Annotated in this window: 14 protein-coding genes and 2 tRNA genes; 6 read left to right on the top strand and 10 right to left on the bottom strand. The window is 69.2% G+C overall.

All coding sequences use genetic code 11. The features are described 5' to 3' along the window. Positions 1-39: 39 nt before the first annotated feature. Positions 40-111 (top strand) — tRNA-Gln (locus BLW44_RS11110). Between the two features lie 116 nt (positions 112-227). Beyond that, positions 228-728, top strand: a complete 501-nt coding sequence (locus BLW44_RS11105) for a GNAT family N-acetyltransferase (RefSeq protein ID WP_060925806.1) — start codon at positions 228-230, stop codon at positions 726-728. A gap of 35 nt (positions 729-763) precedes the next feature. Here BLW44_RS11105 and BLW44_RS11100 read toward each other — a convergent pair whose 3' ends face one another. Then, entirely contained in the window at positions 764-1,705 is a 942-nt protein-coding gene (locus BLW44_RS11100) for a hypothetical protein (protein ID WP_060925807.1), read from the bottom strand. A 102-nt stretch (positions 1,706-1,807) separates the two neighbouring features. Between BLW44_RS11100 and BLW44_RS11095 the strand changes: the two genes are divergently transcribed. Next, positions 1,808-3,082, top strand: a complete 1,275-nt coding sequence (locus BLW44_RS11095; RefSeq protein WP_060925808.1) for an MFS transporter — start codon at positions 1,808-1,810, stop codon at positions 3,080-3,082. Between the two features lie 113 nt (positions 3,083-3,195). Further along, positions 3,196-4,155 carry a DNA topoisomerase IB gene (locus BLW44_RS11090; RefSeq protein WP_060925809.1) on the top strand — a complete coding sequence of 320 codons (960 nt, stop codon included), beginning with the start codon at positions 3,196-3,198 and terminating at the stop codon, positions 4,153-4,155. A 4-nt stretch (positions 4,156-4,159) separates the two neighbouring features. Here the strand turns inward: BLW44_RS11090 and BLW44_RS11085 are convergent, their stop codons facing one another. After that, positions 4,160-5,017, bottom strand: a complete 858-nt coding sequence (locus BLW44_RS11085; protein ID WP_060925810.1) for a 3-hydroxyacyl-CoA dehydrogenase — start codon at positions 5,015-5,017, stop codon at positions 4,160-4,162. A 36-nt stretch (positions 5,018-5,053) separates the two neighbouring features. Beyond that, on the bottom strand, positions 5,054-5,500 hold the full coding sequence (locus tag BLW44_RS11080) for a MarR family winged helix-turn-helix transcriptional regulator (protein ID WP_060925811.1): 447 nt from the start codon (positions 5,498-5,500) through the stop codon (positions 5,054-5,056). A gap of 93 nt (positions 5,501-5,593) precedes the next feature. On the opposite strand from BLW44_RS11080, the gene pepN reads away from it, so the two are divergent. Next, positions 5,594-8,077, top strand: coding sequence for an aminopeptidase N (gene pepN, locus BLW44_RS11075; RefSeq protein WP_060925812.1), 2,484 nt, complete (start codon positions 5,594-5,596; stop codon positions 8,075-8,077). Here the strand turns inward: pepN and BLW44_RS11070 are convergent. Both BLW44_RS11070 and BLW44_RS11065 read right to left on the bottom strand, forming a co-directional pair. After that, positions 8,068-8,952 carry an aminoglycoside phosphotransferase family protein gene (locus tag BLW44_RS11070; protein ID WP_060925813.1) on the bottom strand — a complete coding sequence of 295 codons (885 nt, stop codon included), beginning with the start codon at positions 8,950-8,952 and terminating at the stop codon, positions 8,068-8,070. The two genes, pepN and BLW44_RS11070, sit on opposite strands and share 10 nt — an antisense overlap. Before the next feature lie 2 nt (positions 8,953-8,954). Continuing rightward, positions 8,955-9,593, bottom strand: coding sequence for an MBL fold metallo-hydrolase (locus BLW44_RS11065; RefSeq protein ID WP_060925814.1), 639 nt, complete (start codon positions 9,591-9,593; stop codon positions 8,955-8,957). A 152-nt stretch (positions 9,594-9,745) separates the two neighbouring features. Between BLW44_RS11065 and BLW44_RS11060 the strand changes: the two genes are divergently transcribed. Next, a tRNA-Glu gene (locus BLW44_RS11060) sits at positions 9,746-9,818 on the top strand. Positions 9,819-9,888: 70 nt separating this feature from the next. Here BLW44_RS11060 and BLW44_RS11055 read toward each other — a convergent pair. The 5 genes from BLW44_RS11055 to BLW44_RS11035 all read right to left on the bottom strand — a co-directional run bounded on the left by BLW44_RS11055 (position 9,889) and on the right by BLW44_RS11035 (position 14,780). Next, positions 9,889-11,211 (bottom strand): acyltransferase family protein, encoded by a 1,323-nt coding sequence (locus BLW44_RS11055; RefSeq protein ID WP_082724451.1) that lies wholly within the window; start codon positions 11,209-11,211, stop codon positions 9,889-9,891. Between the two features lie 10 nt (positions 11,212-11,221). Further along, complete coding sequence (locus tag BLW44_RS11050; protein ID WP_060925816.1) at positions 11,222-12,460, bottom strand: MFS transporter; 1,239 nt, start codon at positions 12,458-12,460, stop codon at positions 11,222-11,224. Further along, positions 12,457-13,005 (bottom strand): ArsR/SmtB family transcription factor, encoded by a 549-nt coding sequence (locus BLW44_RS11045; protein WP_060925817.1) that lies wholly within the window; start codon positions 13,003-13,005, stop codon positions 12,457-12,459. Before BLW44_RS11045 ends, BLW44_RS11050 begins: the two co-directional genes overlap by 4 nt. A gap of 111 nt (positions 13,006-13,116) precedes the next feature. Continuing rightward, entirely contained in the window at positions 13,117-14,226 is a 1,110-nt protein-coding gene (locus BLW44_RS11040; RefSeq protein ID WP_060925818.1) for a DUF4349 domain-containing protein, read from the bottom strand. Beyond that, positions 14,223-14,780 (bottom strand): RNA polymerase sigma factor, encoded by a 558-nt coding sequence (locus BLW44_RS11035; protein WP_060925819.1) that lies wholly within the window; start codon positions 14,778-14,780, stop codon positions 14,223-14,225. The genes BLW44_RS11040 and BLW44_RS11035 overlap by 4 nt, the downstream gene beginning before the upstream one ends. Positions 14,781-14,878: the final 98 nt, after the last annotated feature.

Here is a 14,878-nt window from a genome sequence, read left to right as displayed (position 1 = left end):
GTAGGCTTGACTCTCGGTGCGAGACTCCGGTTTCGCCCTTGGGGTATGGTGTAATTGGCAACACGGCGGTTTCTGGTTCCGTTGTTCTTGGTTCGAGTCCAGGTACCCCAGCAAGACGAAGACCCCCGCTCAGGCGGGGGTTTCGTCGTTTCTGGAGTCGAACGATCAGCGAAGGCTTCGCGGCCCGGCATCGACTCGAATCGCTGGAAGTCTGGCAGGCTGCGAGCATGCAGGTCACGATCACGTCTAGACGCCCGTCGCTCTGGAATCGCTACCGCGAGCTTCGCCTCGCATCCCTTGCAGAGTCGCCCGCGATGTTCGGCTCGAGCTGGGAGCGGGAGAGCACGTTCGGAGAGGATGTCTGGCGTGGTCGGGCGTCGCACCCCGGGGCCTTCATCGCGAGCATCGATGACGCGGATGTGGGCATCGGGGGCGTCTATGAGATCGACGGCCGGTGGTCGATCAACGGCGTCTGGGTGTCACCCGCGCACCGCGGTCAGGGTGTGGTGGACGCGCTCGTCGAGGCGTGCGCCGAGTTCGTCGTCGCGCGCGGAGCAGACGCTGTCCACCTCGGTGTGATCGACAGCAATGCTCGGGGCGTCGCGGCGTACACGAGGCTCGGTTTCGTCCCCGACGGGACGAGCGTGACGCTGCCGGACGGGCGCGTGGAGATCATGATGACCCGCTCGCTGAGCGGCGAGGGCGGGCAGCCCCGGGCGGGCCGCTGACGTCTCGCGCTCGTGCGACGGGGCGATGCGCTCCCTTACTCGCACTCCCCGATGAACTCCAGGTAGCACACGGCCTCGTGCGTGACGGCGGGCTTGTAGTCGTCGTTCGAGACCTGCCTGGTGTCGATCTCCGGTGTCTGGTGCAGAGTGCCGTAGGTGCCGAGGGTGGCCACGTAGTAGCCGTCGCCGTCCTGCGCCTTCATCTCGGCGATCGCATCGCTGTAGTCGGTGCAGAGCAGGCTCGCCGTCTCGGTCAGCTCCACGTCGGCGCAGGCCGCCGTGTATGTCGCGACCATGAGGTTCGTGCAGTCTGTCCAGTCCTGATTGACCGTGCACGGGTTCACCTTGTCCATGGTGACGTCGTAGCGACCGGTCTCGTACTCCTCGCTGTGGAAGGTCTCCGGCTGCTCCGGGACATCGGTCTTCGTCCAGTGTCGCGCCGTGGCGAAGGCGAACACGACGACGATCGCAGCGATGAGCAGCAGAGCGCCCACGATCGAGAGCGTCACCCACAGACCGACACGCTTCTTGCGAGGAGCCTCGCCACCCACTGCTGCGCCGGGGTCGGGATACGCGGCGAACGCGCCCGGCTGCCCCTCGTATCCGGGGTAGGCCGCCGTCGCAGCGTATGCCGGATCCGCCGGGGCGGTCGCGGGGGCGCTGACGCCCTCGGGGAGCACTGCGGTCTCCTGAGCGTCGGAGGCCGAAGCCGCCGGATGGGCCTGCTCCGACGCCGCATATGCGGGCGGCGGTGCGTCGTAGGCCGGACCGGCCGGCGGCGGCGGTGCGTCGTAGTCCGGACCGGCGGGCGGCGGCGGAGTCGGCTGCGTCGAGAGCCAGTAGGAGTACCAGCTCTGCGTGGAGGAGGAGTCGTCCGCGACCTGCTGGGCCTCGACGTCGGTCAGGGGCAATCCCAGCGCGCCGCGCCGCTCCGCGCTCGACAGGGACGCGCGGAACTCCTCGAGTGACATCGTCATAATCAAGAGGATGGCAGACCATCGGCCCACCGGACAATCCGGCACGGGCCGCGCGAGGCGCGGATCCATGCCGATGTCGGCGGTCTGCGCCAGAATCGACGGATGACCGGCATCCGCACCTTCTGGCGAGCGCTCCCACGAGAGGGGCGCTGGCTGCTGTCGACGGTGGTCGTGCAGACCTTCGGTCGCGGAATGACGCTGCCCTTCACGATCATCTATCTGCACGAGGTGCGGGGCTTCGACCTCGGGCTCTCCGGCGCTCTGATGAGCCTCATCGCGATCACCGGGCTGCTCGTCACGGGCCCTGGCGGCACGCTGATAGACCGGTACGGCGCGCGGCGGGTGCTGCTGATCGGTCTGCTGTCGATGATCGCGGGATGCACCCTCCTCGCGTTCGCCACGCACCCCGCTGTGGCTGCGGTGGCCGTGATGCTCATCGGCGTCAACTTCGGGGTGTCGTGGCCCGGCTTCAACGCGCTCATCGCGAGCGTCGTTGACGGTGAGGTGCGTCAGCAGTACTTCGGCGTGAACTTCGCCCTGGTCAACCTCGGCATCGGTGTCGGAGGCATCATCGGGGGTTTCTTCGTCGACGTGCACGACCCTGGCACGTTCACGACGATCTTCCTGATCGACGCGGCCACGAGCCTGATCCCGATGGCTCTGCTGCTCGGCCCCCTGCGTCACGTCCGCACGCAGGCGGACGCTGACGCTCCCGCCGACGACGGGGGCGGGTCATATCGAGCGATCCTCCGACAGCCCGCGGTGCGCTGGCTCACCCTCCTCACGTTCCTCGCGGTCTTCATCGGGTACGGGCAGCTGGAGGCGGGATTCCCCGCGTTCGCACGCCAGGTCTCGGGTGTATCGACGCAGGTCGTCGGCATCGCGTTCGCGGTCAACACCGCGGTCATCGTGCTGCTGCAGTTCACGGTGCTTCGTCTCATCGCGGGGCGTAGACGCACGCGGGTGATGCAGGTGATGGCCCTCATCTGGGCGGTGTCCTGGGTGATCCTCGGTCTCACCGGGCTCCTCCCGGCATCGCTCGCGGCGGCGATCGGGGTGATCGCGTACATGGGCGTGTTCGCGTTCGGCGAGACCATGCTGCAGCCCACGGTTCCGGCGATCTACAACGATCTCGCGAGCGATCGGACCCGAGGACGCTACAACGCGGTCAACTCGGCGGCGTTCCAGGGTGGAGCGATCACCGGGCCGCTCGTGGCCGGCGTGATGCTCGGCGAGGGTCTGACGATCTGGTTCGTCTCCGCGATGGTGGCGGGCAGCGTCGCGGTCGGGGTGATCGCGATCGTCCTCGAGCGGGTGCTCAGCCCCGTGGCGAACGGCGTGATCGACACGCCGGCGCCGCTCGTCGATCCGCGCTGAGACCGCGTCGCCATCTAGCAGGAGGACGGCTGCAAAGCCATGCCCTTCACGCGATCGACCGTCGACGGCATCGTTGTCGACGATTCACCACGCGAGGCAGGGAGAGGACGAGGATGGCGCTCACACGAGTCGTCCCGGGGGAGACGCCGGGGATCCGGCGGCTGCGATCAGGATCGGGATTCCGCTACGTCGACGCAGGGAACAGTCCCGTCTCGGAGGCGGATCGTGAACGCATCCGGGATCTGGCGATCCCGCCGGCGTGGAAGGACGTATGGATCGCCGCCGACCCGCTCGCGCACATCCAGGCGGTGGGCACCGACGATGCGGGGCGCCGGCAGTACCTGTACCACCCGCTGTGGCGCACGGGCAGAGACCAGCGGAAGTTCGCGCGCGCCCTCGATCTGGCAGCCGCTCTGCCTGCCGCGCGCGCCAAGGTGACCCGCGCGATCGGCGAGCCAGGCCTCACGAGGGAGCGGGCCCTGGCGGTCTCCTTCCGACTGCTCGACGATGCGGCGCTGCGCATCGGGTCGGAGCGCTACCTCGTGAAGCACGGCAGCAGGGGGCTCAGCACGCTCCGTCGCCGGGATGTGCGGGTCGACGGCAGCACCGTCGCCCTGAGCTTCCCAGCGAAGAGCAAGCAGCTGGCATCCATCGAGATCACCGACGCTCCGCTCGCGGAGGCGCTGTCCGAGTTCGCCGTCGGGTCGCCCCGCGCCCCTCTGCTCGCCTACCGCAAGGGCAGGCGGCGCGTGCGTCTGACCTCGAGCGAGGTCAACGACTACCTGCGCACAGTCGCCGGCGCATCCTTCACGGCGAAGGACTTCCGGACCCTGCACGGCACGATCCTCGCGGCCGATGCACTCGCGCGAATCGGTCGGCTCGAGACGCAGACCGAGCGACGCCGTGCCGAGCGCCTCGCCGTGCAGGCCACGGCGTCGGCGCTCGGCAACACCCTCGCGGTCGCGCGGGGGAGCTACATCGACCCCCGGGTGTTCCGCCTCTACGCCCGCGGGCGTCTCCTGGATCTCTCGGTCTCGCCGGAGACGGCGATCCGCAAGCTCATCAAGGGATGACGGATCAGCTCTCGCGCGGGTACGTGTAGAAGCCCTCGCCCGTGGCGACGCCGAGCTTGCCCTTGTCGATGTACTCGTCCTTGAGGAGAGCTGCGAAGCGCTGCTGCTGCTCGCCGCCCATGCGAGAGATGTTGTACGCGGTCTCCAGCCCGACGATGTCGTAGATCTCGAACGGGCCGGCAGGGGCCCCGGTGCCGATCCGCCAGGTGGCGTCGATCGCCTCGGGCTCGGCGATCCCGTCGACGAGGAGCCCTGCACCCGCTTCGAGGAACGGCACGAGCAGCGAGTTGAGCAGGTAGCCGGCCTTCTCCTTCTTGATCTGGATCGGCACCATGCCGATCTGCGAGGCGAACTCGACCACCGTGTCGTACACGGCGGGGTCGGTGGCGGGAGTCCCCATGACCTCGGCGGTGTTGTGCGACCAGATCTCGTTCGCGAAGTGCAGAGCGAGGAACCTGTCGGGGCGCCCGGTCGAATCGGCGAGGGCGCTCGGCAGCAGGGTCGACGAGTTCGTCGCGAAGATCGTGGTCGCGGGCGCGACGTCTGCGAGGGTGCGATAGATGCCCTGCTTGAGCTCGAGGCTCTCGGGCACCGCCTCGATGATGAGCTGTGCGTCGCGGGCCGCGTCTGCGAGGTCGGTCGTCAGGCGGATGCGCCCGATGGCCGCCTCCGCGCCGCCGTCGGCCGCGTTCGCGACGCCGTCGGCGACATACCGGGCGGCGAGACGCTCGAACCGCTCGGCCGCGCGGTCGAGCGCCGGCTGGTCGATGTCGTAGGCGACGACGTCGAATCCGTGGAAGGCGGTCTGGAACGCGATCTGCGAACCGAGCACGCCGGTGCCGAGAACAGTGATGTTCTTCATTTTCTCTTCTTCCTCTGGAGGCCTCGTGGGCCGTGGTCAGGATTCTGCGGAGCCGCGATCGAACCGGTGGAGGTCGTGCGCGAAACGCGCGACCTCGGCGTCCGTCCACTCCGACAGGTGCGTGTCGATCGCCTGCTGCAGTGTGCGCAGCGTCGTACGGAACGCCGTATCGCCCTCCGTGGTCAGTGCGAGGGGCCGGCCGCGACCCGATGCCGCAGGCAGCTCCTGGACGAGCCCAAGGCCGATGAGCGAGGACAGCTGCCGCGACACCGTGGAGCGGTTCAAGCGGAACATCCTCGCGATGTCGGTGGAGCGGATGCCCGGCTCCTCGGCGATCGCCATGACGATCGACTGGTCGGTGAAGGAGAGCTGCGTGTCACCGGCGCGGGCGTCCACGAGGCCGCGGCGGGTGATGGCGAGGAGCGACCGCAGCACGAGGGCGCCGTCGTCGCTCCGGGAGGCGGACCGTTCGCTCTGTTGCATAGCGCAACTCTACGCCCGAACGTTGCGTTACGCAACAAAGGTGAGCGGGCAGGTCGCCTCGGCGACGGAGGCGACAGATGGAAGGATGGAGGCATGGACACAGCCAACCTCTCCCGGGAGGAGACCGCCGCGCGATCCGCCGCCGTCTCCGTCCGCAGCATCCGCGTCGAGCTCGATCTCACGGGTGCGCCCGAGCGGGCACGCAGCGGCTTCCCGACCGTCACGACCCTGGAGTTCGGGTCCACTCAGGACGGGACCTGGCTCGACTTCATCGGAGAGAGCGTCGACCGTGTGATCGTCAACGGCGCCGAGCAGGAGGTCGTCTACGACGGTGCCCGCATCGTACTTCAGGGACTCGCAGCGGAGAACGTGGTGCGCGTCGAGGGCGTCGGCTCGTACAGCCGATCCGGCGAGGGGCTGCACCGCTTCCATGACCCGGCCGACGAGCGCACCTACCTGTATACGCAGTACGAACCGGCCGACTCGCGCCGGGTCATGGCGTGCTTCGAGCAGCCTGACATGAAGGCGTCCTACACGTTCGTGATCGATGCGCCAGCGGGGTGGGAGGTGCTCTCGAACCAGTCGGCGGCGAAGGTCGACGCCGGGGTGGGCGTCCAGCGCGTCGAGTTCGCGCCCACGCTCCCGATCTCGAGCTACATCACCGCTGTCGCTGCAGGCCCGTACCAGCGGGTCGCGGGGGAGTGGAGCCGCGACGATCAGCACATCGCCCTCGGCGTGCTCGTCCGGCAGTCTCTCGCACAGCACCTCGAATCGGATGAGATCCTCGAGGTCACGCGTCAGGGACTGGATTTCTTCACCGACGCGTTCGCCTACCCCTACCCGTGGGGCAAGTACGACCAGATCTTCGTCCCGGAGTACAACCTCGGAGCGATGGAGAACCCCGGTCTCGTGACCTTCACCGAGGCCTACCTGTCGCGCGGCGCCGCCACCGACGCGCAGCGTGCCGCGCGCGCGAACACGATCCTGCACGAGATGGCGCACATGTGGTTCGGTGACCTCGTCACCATGAAGTGGTGGGACGACCTGTGGCTCAAGGAGTCGTTCGCCGACTACATGGGATCGCACGCATCTGCAGTGGCCACGCGCTTCCACGACGCGTGGGTGAAGTTCGCCGCCAACCGCAAGGCGTGGGCGTATCAGCAGGACCAGCTGCCCACGACGCATCCGATCGTCGCCGACATCACCGACCTCGAGGCCGCCAAGCTGAACTTCGACGGCATCACCTACGCGAAGGGCGCGGCGGTGCTCAAGCAGCTCGTCGCCTTCGTCGGTGACGAGGCCTTCTTCGAGGGCGCGAGGCGCTACTTCGCGCAGAACGCGTTCGGCAACACGACGCTCGACGACTTCCTGGTGGAGCTGAGCGCCGTGTCGGGCCGCGACATGTCCGAGTGGTCCGAGGCATGGCTGCAGACGACGGGGTTGTCGACGATCCGACTCGAGAAGGACGAGGAGGGCCGCAGCGTCCTCGTGCAGAGCGACCCGCGACCGCACCGGCTGCGCATCGGACTCTACGACCGGGTCGACGACCGGGTCGTCCGGCGTGACCAGATCGCGCTCGACATCGTCGACGAGCGGACCTCGCTGGAGCTGCCGGATGCCGACCTCGTGCTCCTCAACGACGACGACCTCACCTATGCGAAGGTGCGCCTGGATGAGGCGTCCTTGACGACCGTCGAGCAGTCGCTGTCCTCGATCGAGGATCCGCTGGCGCGAGCGGTCGTGTGGTCATCGCTGTGGAACGCGACCCGCGACGGCGAGCTCTCGGCGACGCGCTACACCTCCATCGTCCGCACCCACGCGCCGGGTGAGACGAACATCGGGCTGCTGGTCGGCATCCTCGCGAATGCGCTGTTCTCGATCCGTCACTACGTGAGCGCGACCCGACGGCAGGAGGAGCAGCGGGCGTGGGTGGAGACCGCATGGACTGCGCTGCAGGCCGCGGATGCCGGCAGCGACGCCCAGCTGTCGTGGGCCCGGGCTCTCGCCACCGCCTCGGCGTTCGACGACGTGCGCGCGGACGACGTGCGTGCTCTGCTCGACGGCCAGGTGCCCGAGGGCCTCGTGATCGATCCCGACCTCCGCTGGCAGCTGCTCACGGCTCTCGTCACGACCGGGCATGCCGGAGCGGACGATATCGTCGCCGAGCAGGAGCGCGATGACACAGGGAGCGGCCGGACTGCAGCACGCCGTGCCCTCGCCTCGCGCCCAGAGGCCTCCGTGCGAGCGGAAGCGTGGGACCGTGCGTGGAACGACACCTCTCTCAGCAACGATCATCTGGATGCGGAGATCGGCGGGTTCAGGGCCGGAGGCCGGCGCGACCTCGTCGACGGCTTCGACGGGGAGTACTTCGCACGCATCCGGGATGCGTGGACGACGCGGAGTATCGAGCTGGCTCAGCGTCTGGTCGTCGGCCTCTTCCCCGCGTCGTCGGACCTCACGCTCGTCGATGCCTGGATCGCCGAGAACGAGTCGGCGCCGGCGGCCCTGCGCCGCATCGTCGTGGAGCAGCGCGATCACCTCGCCCGCGATCTCCGCGTGCAGGCAACTCAGGACTGATCCGCCTCGATCGCCTCAGCGGTGCTCGCCCCGACCGCTCGATAGTCGGGTCGGTCGTCGCTCTGTGTCAGCAGCACCGAGGCGATGTACGCGGCCCAGGCGCGAGCGCGCACCCACGTCGCGTCGTCGTAGCGCTTGTCGGTCGCCGCGCGGAACGCCTTGCGGCCCGCGGCATCGAACAGCATCCAGGATGAGGCCAGGTCGTACGCCGGGTCGCCGGCCGTGACGTCGCCGAAGTCGATGAGCGCCGCGAGCCGTCCGTCCTCGACCAGCAGGTTGCCGGGGTGGAGGTCGCCGTGGATCCACACGCGTTCGTCGGCTCGCGGGGCGGAGAGTCCCGCCGACCAGGCCTGGTGGAGGGACGAGTGCTGTGCGAGCGTCTGCAGACGGTCTCGCATCGCCTCGTCCCGCGTGCGGAGCGCGCGTCCTCGCACGGGATTGTCGGCGACGTCCCTCGGCGCGTCGATGTGCACGCGGCGCAGCGCTTCGGCGAGCTGAGGGGCCCAGAGCGAGTTCTCGGAGCGGGGGAGCCCGAGCGCGGTCGAGCCCTCGATCCAGGGCACCACAGACCACGGCCAGGGGAAGTCGGCGGTCGGGTGCCCCACGAGCACCGGGACCGGGGTGCGTATGCCGATGGCCGCCAGCGCGGGTTCTATCGCCGGGAGGGCGCGCTGTTCGTTCGCGATGAGGGGCACTGCCACCGCCCGGCGCGGCAGTCGGACGAGCAGGTCCGGTCCGAGGCGCCACAGCGCGTTGTCCCAGCCCTCCGCGAAGCGCGCGAGGGGGAGTCCGGCCCACTCCGGCGCGGCCTCCTGCAGCATCCGCCGGATGTCGTCGGCAGTGGCCCGATGCTCGGCGGCGGGGGAGTCCGGCACGCTCAGACGTCGAGCGACTCGCCGGGCTCCAGCACGACGAACTCGCCGCCGCCCTGCTCGGTCGCCCACTGGAGTCGCTGCCGGTGCATGGTCTTGCCCGCGACCGAGAGCGTCATGTCGTGAGTGCCGAAGGCGCGGCGGGGCTTCACCGCGAGGACGTAGTCCATGGCCTCGCCGATCTTGAGCCAGGGGGCCCCGAGCGGAGCGGCGAGCGTGCCGACCTCGACGCCCTCGGGGACCGCGTAGGAGTCGCCGGGGTAGTAGAACTCGTCGTTCACCAGGAGGCCCACATTGTCGATCACCGGGAGCGAGGAGTGGATGACCTCGTGGGTGCCGCCGAAGAAGCGGAGGGTGAATCCGCCAGCGGTCACGACGTCGCCGGGGGCGACGACGGAGATCTCGTACCCGTCTGCGGCTCGAGCGACTCCCGCCGGGCCGTAGACAGGCGTTCCGGGTGCCGCGCGCAGGATCCGATCCAGGTGCTCCGGCGTCCAATGGTCGGGGTGCTCGTGGGTGAGCACCACGGCGACGAGGCCGGACAGATCGTCGAGGGGCGCGGTGAACGACCCCGGGTCGACCAGCAGGACGTCCTCGCCCTGCTGGATGCGCAGAGCGGCATGTTCGAACTTCGTGACTCGCATGGCACGAGTCAACTCCTTCGCGGCCCCGCTGGCAAACCTCACTGCGGCGCGCCACGCCCGGGAATCGAGCACTGCTCCGCTCGATTTGCCGACGTGAGAATCGTCATGGCATACTTGAACAGTTGTCGCGGGACGGAAACGTTCCCCCAGACGGCCCCATCGTATAGCGGCCTAGTACGCTGCCCTCTCACGGCGGTAACGCGGGTTCGAATCCCGCTGGGGTCACACAACACGCGAAGGCCCCCGGTTCTCCGGGGGCCTTCGTCGTTCCCGAGACAGGTGGGATCCCGCCGCGTCACACGCGCGCTCGATGAACGGACCCGGTCAGCCAGACGGCGGCAGCCGTGCCTGCCAGCGCGATCGCCGCGAGCGGGAAGTCCAGTCCGTACGCCGTGATGGCGATGACCGGCGTGACGAAGAGCAGGACTGCGACCGTCGTCGCGGCACCCGTGGAGAAACGCGCGATCCCGAGTGCCGGGCTCTTCTCGAACCGGACCAGCCAGAGCGAGAGCAGCCAGACGACGCCGAGGACGACGACGAGGAACACCGGTCGCGTCCACCACCACACGGCGCTCCCCGGGGCGGGCAGCGGCAGCGGCAGGACGAGCTGGATGCCCGTGAGCACCATGATGACCGGGAGGTGCCATAGGTAGACGGTCATCAGGCGGGACCCGATCAGGAAGACGGTGCCCTGCGCGATCCTGCTCCGCATCAGCCGGGTGAGCGGTGCGTGCAGCAGCGTGAGGCCCGCCGCCTGCACCACCGCGAGAAGCACCATCGCGGTCGTCGGCGGCCATTGGTTGCCGAGCATGTTCCAGGAGTACCCGCCGAGCGACACCAGGCCCCACAGCGCGGCGTAGCCGGCGGCGATCAGCAGGCCGAGCTGCCACCAGCGCCGTGTTGCGAACCAGCCGTCGTAGAGGAAGAACCCGAGCTGCTGAGCGAACAGCCACACGAAGACGATGTTGGGGATGCCGAAGAGCTCCTGGCCGAGTCCGTACCCCGTGCCGACGACGGGCTGGATGTCGAGCATCCCGCCGATGACCGTGAACCGCAGGAAGTCGACCGCCACCGCACCGCCCAGCAGCACCAGCAGGACCCGCCCGCCGAACCGCTCGTGCCAGCGCATCATCGCGGGCGCCAGCGCCTGCACGATCATGTAGGCCGCGAGGAACCAGAGCGGCGAGCCGACCCCGATGGCCACGGTGTCGACGAGCGCAGGATCGACGCCGATCAGGCGGGTGGCGCCGAGAGCGATCGCGAGGAAGGCGAAGAGGGGGAGAGCCGGACGAGCCAGCCGCACGAGACGGACCCGCACGAAGTCGTCTGCGGAGTCGCCCCTCGCGACGGCCGATCGCCACCCTGCACGGGCGGCGTACCCGCCGACGACGAAGAAGAGCGGCATGATGTTGGCGATCCAGGATGCCGCGGTGAACCACGTCTGCGCCTCCACGGTGCGCTCGATCAGGAGCGAGCCGTCTGCGGCGCGACCGACACCCGTGAAGAGGATGTGCACGAAGACGACGAGGATCACGCACGACACCCTCGCCAGATCGAGCGTCAGGTCGCGGTCGACCGGGACCACGCGGGACGGGGAACTGGTGGCAGCGCTGCTCATGCCGACGACTCTAGCGGCGAGCCAGGCTCAGACGCCGGAACTCCGGACTGCTCAGCGGCACGATCATCAGCGCCATCATGGCGGTACCGAAGACGGCGAAGGGCACCCACACGGCGGTCGCCGAGGCGAGCATCCCGAACCCCGCCATCGCGAGGGGCATCAGGCAGTCGTCCCCGAGACGCGTGATCGACCCCATCCGGCCGAGGAACGCCGTGTCGACCGTCGCCGAGAAGATCGCACTGAGAAGCACGGAGGCGTAGCCGGCGGTGACGCCGATGACGAACGCGGAAGCCGCCACCGTCCACACCGGTCCCCAGCCGAGCGCGGCGATTCCCGCCCCCTGCACGACCAAGGCCCCGAAGCCCGCTCGCGCCTCGAGGCGGGGCCGCCATCGGGCCACGGACACGGCGCCGAGCGCCGCTCCTGCCCCGAGCAGCGCCTCGAACAGTCCGACGGCGGGCGCACCCCAGCCCTCGTCCTGAGCGCGCAGGACGAGCCCGATGCCGACGGCGGGTCCGACGGCGAGGTTGAGGCCGGACAGGGCGAGGACCAGGGTGCGCGTCGTGGGGTGGGTCCGCAGGTGCCCGAAGCCGCGTGCGATGCCGCGGAGGGTGGACTCACGGTCCGCGCGACGGAGCAGGAACCGCGGTCGGAGCCAGAGCGCGACGAAGGCGAACACGATGGTGAACGTCACGGCATTGACGGCTGCGCTCCCGGCGATCCCGGTGACTGCGACGAGGACGCCGCCGAGTGCGGCTCCCATCATGGTGCCCAGGCGAGACGCCGTCTGCGCCAGCGCACCGTATGAGGGCAGGTCGCTCGTGCGGACGAGCTGCCTGGCGACCGTGCCGGCGGAGGGCTCGTAGAACGCATCGCAGACACCGAAGGCGATCGCGGCGAAGAGGAGCAACGCAAGGGTGGGAGGCGTCGCGAGCACCCAGAGCGAGACCGCCCCGAGAACGCCGACGCGGAGGATCGTGAAGAGCATCATCACTCGGCGTGCGTCCGAGCGGTCGGCGATCACGCCGCCGAACAGCAGCACCACGGCGCGAGGCACAGTGCCGGCGGCGACGACGAGTCCTGCGACGGCGGGAGTGGCGATCTGCACCGCGGTCCAGGCCAGCGCGATCGTCCACACGGCATCGCCTGCGTCCGATGCCGCCTTGACCGCGATCCAGGCATGCACACGGCGGTCACGTCGGAAGGGCGGAGGCTCCTCGACCAGCACAGATTCGTGCGTGATGTTCATGGCGCAGTCGGGAACGCGTGGGCGAAGAAGAAGACCGGGGTGCGCTCCTGCCCGTCGTCGAGATCGACACTGTCGCGCCAGTCCGTCAGTGCGGCGAGCACCCGCGCGGACAGGTCGCGCAGCTCATCGGGGGTCGCCCAGGCCATCGTCTCGGTGTTCGAGGCGTCGTACTCGGCGAAGGCGGGGTCGTCGTGGCGCCGCTGCCAGCGCTGGAGCCGCTCGATCTGCATCCGGATGCCCTGGCGCTGCGCTTCTCTGGCCAGCATCGCGTCAGCGGGGGAGTCCGAGAAGTCGTCCACCGACCAGGTGAGCCCGCGCCGGGCGATGCGCCACCAGCTCGTGCGGCGGTCCCCGGCGGGATCCGCCTCGCGCTGGACGAGGCCGGCGCGCTCCAGCATCCGCAGATGGTGACTGACGCTGCCGACCTGACTCTCCAGTGCGCGGGCGAGCGCCGTGACCTGCGTCGTCCCGTACAGCAGCAGGTGGTCGTAGATGCGTCGGCGCAGCGGGTGGCTGATGGCCGTGATCACCGAGATGTCTTCCATGGCAGCAACCGTAAGGTCGTGCGCCGAGTCCCACAAGACTTCTTGTATACCCCGGAAACACAACGAAGTACTGCCCACCACCTGATGGGCAGCACGTCGCTGGTCGGCCGATCAGTCGTTCGCCGCGGTCTCCGTCGTCACACGCTGCGACCGCGCGCGGCGCATGCGCCGTGACCGACGGATCGTCCACACCACGAGCAGGACCACCCCCGCCAGCACGATCCAGGGCAGCAGGAATCCGACCGCGATGACCACGGCGTTCAGCGACACCACGAGCCCGTTCCACCCCGCGAGCAGTCCATCGCCGAAGCCCGCGGGGTCGGCACTGCTCGGTGCCGCAGCACGCGTCAGCTCGACCCGCAGGCTCGACATCGCCACCTGGTCTTCGAGGGCCGCGAGCTGCTGCTCGTACGACTCGAGCTGGGCCTGGCGATCGGTGAGGGCGACCTCCGCCTCGATGAGCTCCGCGACGGTGCCGGTCTGCGACATCAGCTCCGTGAGTCGCGTGACGGATGCCTTCGTCGCCTCGACCCTGGCGCGCAGATCGATCGCCGTCGACGTGACGTCCTGCTGGGACACGGACGAGGAGAGCACCTCACCCGTGTCGGAGAGTCGGTCGATGACCTCGGTGAGGTCGGCCGACGGCACCCGGATGCTGATCCAGCCGTAACCGGAGTTCGAGGGAGCGGGTGCCGACGTGTCGTCGACCGCGAGGTCCTTGCCGATCTCGGTGCTCTCGACGTAGCCGTCATGTGCGGCCGCGAGCGCGCCGATCTCGGACGCGGCATCGGAGATGTCCTCGACCTGCACGGTGGCTGCTGCCGTCGCGATGATCTCGCGCTCGCTGTCGCCCACGTCGCCCGCGACAGCTCCGGATTCCGTGGAATCGGTGATCGCCCCCGGTGCGCTCTGGTCCGCCGACCCGCCACCGGAGTCCTGAGCGACTCCATTCGCCGGCATGCCTCCGCTCTCGGCCGTGCTCATCGCGCCGCCGCCGTCGACCGCGGTGAGGATCGGCGGTGTCACGAGCACCCCGACGACGAACGCCGCGGCGATCCCTGCCCCGGTGAGCCACCGGCGGCGGCGCGAGCGCGCGGTCCCCGCGACCGGCGCGGGGCGTGGACGCTCGGCGTCGATCTCGGCGAACACCGCGCTCTCGATGCGCGACACCGCGGCGTCGGAGAGTTCGGGAAGGTCGTCTGTCGTGCTGTGATCGTTCATGTCTCGCTCGCTTCCTTCACGGCACCGCGCAGTCGGGTGCGCACTCGGGAGAGACGGTTCCGGACGATCGCGTGACTCACGCCGAGCTCGTCGGCGGCCGCCTGATAGGCATAGCCCTCGGCGGCGCACAGGCGGAAGATTTCCTGATCGAGTTCGCTGAGCGTGCCCACCTCCTCAGCGATCCGCGCTGCCAGGGCCTCGGTGATGACCTGCTCCTCGACGCTGATCGTCGAGGCGAGGGTCTCCTCTGCGGCATCCGTCGTGTGTGCCAGATCCCGCCGACGCTGACGCAGGCGATTCGCGGCCTGGAAACGGCAGATCGTCGCGAGCCAGGGCAGGATCGACTCGCCCTGCAGTTCGAACCCGGTCAGCTTCCGCCACGCGGTGACGAACGTCTCCTGGGTCACGTCCTCAGCATCCGCGGCCGAGCCGAGGATGCCGTGGGCGATCCAGTAGACCGGGCGCACGTGCGCCCGGTAGAGCTCCCTGAAGGCGCTCTGGTCACCGGCCGCGGCCTGAGCCGCCCATCTCTGATCACTCGTCTGCACGGCCATCCTGATTCCGTTCGGTGTCTCTCACCTGGGAAGTGTCGAGGGATGCCCCATCGTCTCAGATCAGTGCGTCGTCTGAGCCTGCGCCGTCGTCGGCGTTC

The sequence above is a fragment of the Microbacterium hydrocarbonoxydans genome, from assembly GCF_900105205.1.
GTDB classification, from domain to species: domain Bacteria; phylum Actinomycetota; class Actinomycetes; order Actinomycetales; family Microbacteriaceae; genus Microbacterium; species Microbacterium hydrocarbonoxydans.
Note: the sequence above shows the minus strand (reverse complement) of the source record. Positions and strands in the feature narration are given on the sequence as shown.

Bases quoted from the DNA above. Each gene is read 5' to 3' on its own strand.
- BLW44_RS11090 (WP_060925809.1), top strand. From the start codon at position 3,196: ATGGCGCTCACACGAGTCGTCCCGGGGGAGACGCCGGGGATCCGGCGG.
- BLW44_RS11095 (WP_060925808.1), top strand. From the start codon at position 1,808: ATGACCGGCATCCGCACCTTCTGGCGAGCGCTCCCACGAGAGGGGCGC.
- BLW44_RS11065 (WP_060925814.1), bottom strand. From the start codon at position 9,593: ATGCGAGTCACGAAGTTCGAACATGCCGCTCTGCGCATCCAGCAGGGC.
- BLW44_RS11040 (WP_060925818.1), bottom strand. From the start codon at position 14,226: ATGAACGATCACAGCACGACAGACGACCTTCCCGAACTCTCCGACGCC.
- BLW44_RS11055 (WP_082724451.1), bottom strand. From the start codon at position 11,211: ATGAGCAGCGCTGCCACCAGTTCCCCGTCCCGCGTGGTCCCGGTCGAC.
- BLW44_RS11080 (WP_060925811.1), bottom strand. From the start codon at position 5,500: ATGCAACAGAGCGAACGGTCCGCCTCCCGGAGCGACGACGGCGCCCTC.
- BLW44_RS11105 (WP_060925806.1), top strand. From the start codon at position 228: ATGCAGGTCACGATCACGTCTAGACGCCCGTCGCTCTGGAATCGCTAC.
- BLW44_RS11050 (WP_060925816.1), bottom strand. From the start codon at position 12,460: ATGAACATCACGCACGAATCTGTGCTGGTCGAGGAGCCTCCGCCCTTC.
- BLW44_RS11035 (WP_060925819.1), bottom strand. From the start codon at position 14,780: ATGGCCGTGCAGACGAGTGATCAGAGATGGGCGGCTCAGGCCGCGGCC.
- BLW44_RS11045 (WP_060925817.1), bottom strand. From the start codon at position 13,005: ATGGAAGACATCTCGGTGATCACGGCCATCAGCCACCCGCTGCGCCGA.
- pepN (WP_060925812.1), top strand. From the start codon at position 5,594: ATGGACACAGCCAACCTCTCCCGGGAGGAGACCGCCGCGCGATCCGCC.
- BLW44_RS11100 (WP_060925807.1), bottom strand. From the start codon at position 1,705: ATGACGATGTCACTCGAGGAGTTCCGCGCGTCCCTGTCGAGCGCGGAG.
- BLW44_RS11085 (WP_060925810.1), bottom strand. From the start codon at position 5,017: ATGAAGAACATCACTGTTCTCGGCACCGGCGTGCTCGGTTCGCAGATC.